The sequence below is a fragment of the Veillonellaceae bacterium genome (assembly GCA_012523975.1).
Taxonomy (GTDB): domain Bacteria; phylum Bacillota; class Negativicutes; order JAAYSF01; family JAAYSF01; genus JAAYSF01.
Genome location: JAAYSF010000052.1, coordinates 1 through 5,355, shown reverse-complemented (window position 1 = coordinate 5,355; position 5,355 = coordinate 1). Strand labels below are relative to the sequence as shown.

General features: G+C 43.8%; 4 protein-coding genes. 3 read left to right on the top strand and 1 reads right to left on the bottom strand.

The window, feature by feature from the left end:
- The first annotated feature begins 44 nt into the window (after positions 1–44).
- Both GX348_07525 and GX348_07520 read left to right on the top strand, forming a co-directional pair.
- Positions 45–1,574, top strand: a complete 1,530-nt coding sequence (locus tag GX348_07525; GenBank protein NLP42033.1) for an IS21 family transposase — start codon at positions 45–47, stop codon at positions 1,572–1,574.
- Positions 1,571–2,326 carry an ATP-binding protein gene (locus GX348_07520; GenBank protein NLP42032.1) on the top strand — a complete coding sequence of 252 codons (756 nt, stop codon included), beginning with the start codon at positions 1,571–1,573 and terminating at the stop codon, positions 2,324–2,326. Before GX348_07525 ends, GX348_07520 begins: the two co-directional genes overlap by 4 nt.
- A gap of 38 nt (positions 2,327–2,364) precedes the next feature.
- Here GX348_07520 and GX348_07515 read toward each other — a convergent pair whose 3' ends face one another.
- A complete protein-coding gene (locus GX348_07515) occupies positions 2,365–3,825 on the bottom strand; it encodes a sulfatase-like hydrolase/transferase (GenBank protein ID NLP42031.1) in 1,461 nt (486 codons plus the stop codon).
- Positions 3,826–3,998: 173 nt separating this feature from the next.
- Here GX348_07515 and GX348_07510 point away from each other — a divergent pair.
- A partial coding sequence (locus GX348_07510) for a mannose-1-phosphate guanylyltransferase/mannose-6-phosphate isomerase (GenBank protein ID NLP42030.1) occupies positions 3,999–5,355 on the top strand: 1,357 nt, incomplete at its 3' end.

The window sequence follows — 5,355 nt, the reverse complement described above, 5'->3', positions numbered from 1 at the left end:
ATGCTGGAAGTGACTAGCTCACCAGCAAAGGCAGGTAAAAAGGAATGATCAAAGTGGACACCTATAAGTATATCAAAGACCTTCACGTAAAGGAACGCAAATCTATTAGGCAAATATCGCGTGAAGTGGGACTTTCTAGGCAAACCATCCGTAAAATTCTCTACTGTTCTGTTGAAGAGACAACAACGTATAAACGTAAAGCAGAGCCTACGGCCCCGTTACGTAGTCAGTTCGAGCCAATCATCAAAGAGTGGCTGCTTAACGATCAATCGAGCCCACGCAAGCAACGACACAATAGCCAGCGTATCTTTGAAAGATTACAAGATGAACACAATTTTACCGGCGGTAGTTCTACGGTAAGAGGCTGGGTGCATGACCTTAAGGAATTGCTTAACCTGGGTAACATAGACGCATTTATGCCTTTAGATCACGACCCGTTAGGATATGCCCAATGCGATTGGACACCTGCAATGGCCCGGATTGCGGGTGAAGAGGTTCATGGCGAACTGTTTCTCATTCGTTTTAGCCATAGCAAAGCCTTCTTTGTACGGTTTTACCCTCATCAGCGGCAAGAAGCTTTTTTTGATGCTCACGAGCATGCCTTTGCCTTCTTCGGCGGTGTCCCAGCACAGATTCTTTACGATAATCTTAAAACAGCGGTCAAGAAGGTCTTGGTTGGCCGAAAGCGAGAAGAACAGGACGCATTCCTCAAGTTTCGAGCCCATCATGGCTTTGACAGCCAATTTTGTAATCCCGCTAAAGGCAATGAGAAAGGGATTATTGAGGGCCTCGCCCGATACATCAAAGCCCATGCATTTACTCCAGTACCTGAATTCTCCTCTATTGAGGCATTGAATGAATGGCTGGTGGCTCGTTGCAAAACGCTTAATGCTAGACCACGAGGGAAACAAAAAACTAGCTTCCAAGAGCGATTTGAAGAAGAAAGAGCAAGGCTATTACCCTTGTCGAAACATACATTTGATTGCTGCAGCCGCAAAGAAGCCAAGGTAAATCACTATAGTCTAGTTTCATTTGACAAAAACCAGTACTCTGTACCCGTTATCTACCCTGGCCGAATTCTTACTGTTAAAGGATACATCGGCGAAGTTCGCATCTATGATAAAGATACACTGGTTGCAGTTCATTCACGCTGCTATAAAAGTGGGAAACAGGTATTTGCTTTAGAGCATTACTTCAAGTTGCTGGAGCGCAAGCCTAGATCAGTGGGACAGGCTAAGCCCGTTAGACAAGCTGACTTGCCGCCAGTCTTTGCCGCTTACCACCGGCAAGCCCAGCGCCATGACCCAGACCAGGCAGATAAGATATTTGTTGCAGTTCTGTTAATGTTAAAGCACTATTCGGTAGCATTACTAGCTGAAGCTCTAGCAAAGGCATTAGCACAGAACCAGACAAACACCGAACTGATTCGAAGCTACGCAGAAGAGCTAATCTACAACAAAAAGGCGGCAAGGCCACCTATTCAAGAAACGGTGCAAATATCTTCGCCAGTACAGGTAGCGCCGACAGCACTTAGCCGGTATCGCCAATTGCAAGATGGCGAGGTGAGTGCATGAATCAAGCCACAGTGACTCATTATCTAAAAGAACTGCGTCTGTCCGGCGCTGCAAATGGCTTGCCTGCCCTATTGCGCGAAACTGAGGCCAAGAACTTGTCCCATCTTGATTTTCTTTCCGCCTTGCTCAAATATGAGCTAGATCATCGGGAAGAAACGTTAATAGCACGCCGGACAAAACAGGCTCACTTTCCTCAGAGCAAAAGCATCGAAACCTTTGACTTTAGCGCAATACCATCATTAAATAAAACTAAAATACTGGCATTAATGCGTGGTGATTATCTGGACGAGCGAAGACACATAATTCTGATGGGCAATTCAGGAACCGGAAAAACGCATTTGGCATCCGCACTTGGCTTATGCGCCTGCCAGCAGGGAAGAAAAGTACGTTTCTACCAAACAGCCCGTTGGGTAGAGGAGCTGCTGACAGCCAGAGATGAGCACCGTTTGTTGAAACTCGAAAAAGAATGGATGCGAGACGACCTAGTTATTCTAGACGAGTTAGGCTATGTCCCATTTAGCAAAACCGGGGCTGAGCTTCTCTTTCAATTCTGCTCAACCAGGCATGAACTCGGCAGCATGATCGTCACGACAAATCTTGACTTCGACAAATGGCCGGAGATCTTTGGGGACGTTCGCATGACCGAAGCCTTGATTGACAGACTGACCCATCGAGCTGAAATCCACATGATGAACGGCGAGAGCTACCGATTCCGTCAATCCATCCAGGCCAGGCAAGCCAGCACAAGCTAACGAAAACTCGATGTGATGAACCAGTATGCTAGGCAGAATTATCTGTCTATTGACCACGAAATCAGGGGCCGGTCAACTTTTACTCTAGCAGAGGTGGTCAACTTTTGCGTTGACAAAACCAGTGGGTGATTGGAGGTAGTCAAAATCACGTGGAAGGTTGGCTGTTCATCACTTATTTTTGCTGCAACAGTGTTAAAGAAAAGTCTGTCCTCCATCCCCCAGGAATTGCCGGAGTTAGACTGAAGGTCATTGCACCCGTAGAACTGATCGAATCCTTGGGCCAGTGTTAATTCTTTAATCTTTTGCCATGAGGAGAAGCCGCCATACCAAAAATAAGTCTTATAGCCGAGTTTCTTCATTTGAGCTGCTATTGCAGTAGCATACGGCTGTTTATAAGTCTCCGGCTGATAATTTGGATAAAGGTCTACCTCGGCAAGTCCGGTTACAATGCCGTTGACTGCCTGAGCTGTTCCGGTACCCGCCGGCAGAAAAGCACTAACCGAAGCTGCATTATCTTGTGCGGTTATTTTTTTTAAGCCGTTTGCGATATTGAGATCTGAATGTCTTGGTAAAAGCGGCCAGTGGGCATAACTTTCACCAACGATAACAAAAATATGACGCGGTTTTGGTATTCTTGGACCTTGCGCTTCCTTTTTTAGATAGTCATCGATATTAGCCGTGGTAATTTGCCGACCAGCCAGTATAGTACCATATTCGGCAAGTTTATTGGTAGTAATATCAAGTCCCTTGGCATTGCTAAGACGATTATAACCTTCGTAGGCACGGTAAAGAGCTTGGATGTCATCTAAAATTGCTTCATTAAGAAAACTGTCTTTTGAGACAGCAGCATTTTCCCAGTGCATGGATTTTGCATAGTTAAAACTACCGCCAAACCGGGCAAATATCATAAATGCAGCTATAATAAGAATTACAGCAGTGCGAAAGAATATATGTTGATACCAACGGGCAAATTTCGGTGTTGGGAAGGTATTAGTTCCTAATAAAGCTTTGAGAAGCTTACAAAGGAAAAAGGAGATAATAGCGACCGAGATAAGGCGCAACGGCAATTGATATTGCTTCATAAGCGTATCAAACAGAGCTACTTTATCGTCTTTGAAAGTGTTAAAAATAAACTGATCAAAAGCGGAGTGAAATTCTTGATAATAAGGTAACCTGGTATGAAATAGCAAGGTTAGGATAGTTATATAGCAGCATCCTAAATAGTAGCGGACCCTTTCAACTTTATCGTTCTTGACGGTCAGGGCAAATAAGGTGCAGAATAAGAAAGCTAGGAGTGCGATAATACCGGAGCTTTTCAAACTGATTCTGAGACCGTAGAAAAGCGCCGTAAGTATATCTTGCAGTACTGTTGTATCTCCAAGGTAACGGTTTAAAAGACCGATAAATGCTATTCGGTAAAGGCAGAAAACTAATAGGGTGAATATGAACAGCTTTAGATCTTGCTGAATATTTCTATAAAAACGATCCCATGCTGACAATTTAGACACTCCTCATATCTAACTTTTAATTCTGGCTATCTTATATTAACAAAAAAGGTGGGTTTTTTAAATAGGAAACAATGCTATTAGGCTGGTGAGAAGGAATAGTTCCGCAGTTTGAAGAAAACTGTAGGGTAAAGTAAATGAGAGTAGTGGTAAAGGGGATCAATTGCATGAAGGTAATCATTTTGGCCGGAGGCGGCGGTACGCGCTTATTTCCATTGTCGCGCAGCTGTTTCCCTAAACAATTTCTGCGGGTTGAGCAGCAATATTCTTTATTGGCTAAGACGGTACTTAGATTCAAGCCGCTGGTTGAGTTATCGGATATCGTTATTGTCACTAATCAAGATTACTATCATCTTGTGCAGGCTGAACTTATTAGTTGCGATGCACAGGGGGTAAATATCCTACTAGAGCCAACAGGTCGAAACACTGCTCCGGCAATTGCGCTTGCTACCCGCTTTTGTATTGATAAGCTTGGGGCAGATAAGAATGAGATTTTATTTATAACCCCATCAGACATAATCTTAAGACCGGAGGATAGTTTTAAGGATAGTATAAATGTTTCATTAGAATTAGCTGAGGATAATAAAATAGTCACATTCGGGGTAAAGCCCACTAAACCCGAAACAAGTTTTGGCTATATCCAGATTGGAAAACCGTACAAAAGCGGCTATACAGTTGGCCTCTTCCGGGAAAAACCTGATTATGAATCAGCTGCTAAGTACCTTGCGTCAGGCAACTATTACTGGAATGCAGGCATGTTTACTGTAAAACTCGGACTTATCTTCAAAGAACTGGAATATTATCAGCCGGAGATATTCAGCATGGTCAGTAAAGACTTGGCCAGTTTGGTAGAAAACTTTGACGCAATGCCTGATATATCATTTGATTATGCAGTAGCAGAAAAGTCCAAGAATGTTGTTACACTCCCGCTAAAAGCCTATTGGAATGATATTGGGTCTTGGGATGCAATATACGAGATTATGGATAAAGATAATGAAGGAAACGCTATTATGGGTGACTGCATAACTATTGATTGCAAAAACAACCTTATGCTGGGGCGTAGCCGATTGATAGCCGGTGTCGGGCTGGACGACTTAATAGTGGTAGAAACAGATGATGTCATCCTTGTAGCTCAAAAAGGCGAGTCCCAGAAAGTTAGAGATTTGGTTGGCGAATTGAGAAAGTTGGGCCGGCCAGAGGTCGACGAGAACACAACAATGTTCCGGCCCTGGGGCAGTTATACCGTTCTTGGTGAAGGACCGGGGTATAAGATGAAGAAAATTGTAGTTAATCCTGGACAACAGCTAAGCTTACAACTTCATTATCACCGCAGCGAGCATTGGGTGATTATCGGTGGTACGGCGAAAGTAACGATTGGTGAATCGGAGCAAATGGTGCATAAAAACCAGAGTGTATTTATACCGCCCTCCACCAAACACAGGTTGGAGAATCCCGGCAAGATGCCACTTGAAATAATCGAAGTGCAGAATGGTGATTACCTGGAAGAAGATGATATTGTAAGAT

Excerpts from the sequence above, each read along its gene's own strand:
- GX348_07525 (NLP42033.1), top strand. The coding sequence starts at position 45 with ATGATCAAAGTGGACACCTATAAGTATATCAAAGACCTTCACGTAAAG.
- GX348_07520 (NLP42032.1), top strand. The coding sequence starts at position 1,571 with ATGAATCAAGCCACAGTGACTCATTATCTAAAAGAACTGCGTCTGTCC.